This is a genomic window from Pseudomonas sp. CM25 (genome assembly GCF_013179705.1).
GTDB lineage: Bacteria > Pseudomonadota > Gammaproteobacteria > Pseudomonadales > Pseudomonadaceae > Aquipseudomonas.
Map to the genome: position 1 here is coordinate 1 of NZ_JABMCW010000704.1, position 698 is coordinate 698.

The following is a 698-nucleotide window of genomic DNA, read 5'->3' on the forward strand; positions in this document are numbered from 1 at the left end:
GCCTGCAACAGCCGGCCCAGAGGGTCCAGTACGGCGCTGTCGCCACGGATCTGATATGGCCCGTGCTCTTCGATCAGGCGGATGCCCTTGTCCTTGACGTTGCCTGCCACAATCCCGGAGAACGCCCGGCGCAGGTTGGCGGCCAGTTCATGGGGCGGCAGCTCGCGACGTAGCTGCAGGTCGGCCATGGCCTGGTGGGTGGGGTCGAACGGGCGTTGGAAGCTCTCCTCGATCTTCATCAGCCAGTTGAAGTGGAAGGCATCGTTGCGCTCGCGGCGGAACTGCTTCACCGCTTTCAGGCCTTCGACCATCTGCCGGGCAACTTCCGCCGGGTCGTCGATGATGATTTCGTACAGGCGGTGCGCCGCTTCGCCCAAGGTGGCGCCGACAAACGCGTGCAACTGCTGCAGATACGGCTCGGCGCTGCGCGGGCCGGTGAGCACCACCGGGAACGGCAGGTCGCGGTTGTCCGGGTGCATGAGGATGCCCAGCAGGTACAGGAACTCCTCGGCCGTACCGGCGCCACCGGGGAAGATGATGATGCCATGGCCGACACGCACGAAGGCCTCCAGGCGCTTCTCGATGTCCGGCAGGATCACCAGTTCATTGACGATCGGGTTGGGCGCCTCGGCCGCGATGATGCCCGGCTCGGTCAGCCCCAGGTAGCGGCTGCCGTGCATCCGCTGCTTGGCGTGGGC

1 protein-coding gene is annotated in these 698 nt (G+C 66.2%); it reads right to left on the bottom strand.

Annotated features, from left to right (window positions below):
* A partial coding sequence (locus HP546_RS30815) for a pyrimidine/purine nucleotide monophosphate nucleosidase domain-containing protein (protein WP_172233809.1) occupies positions 1–698 on the bottom strand: 698 nt, incomplete at both ends.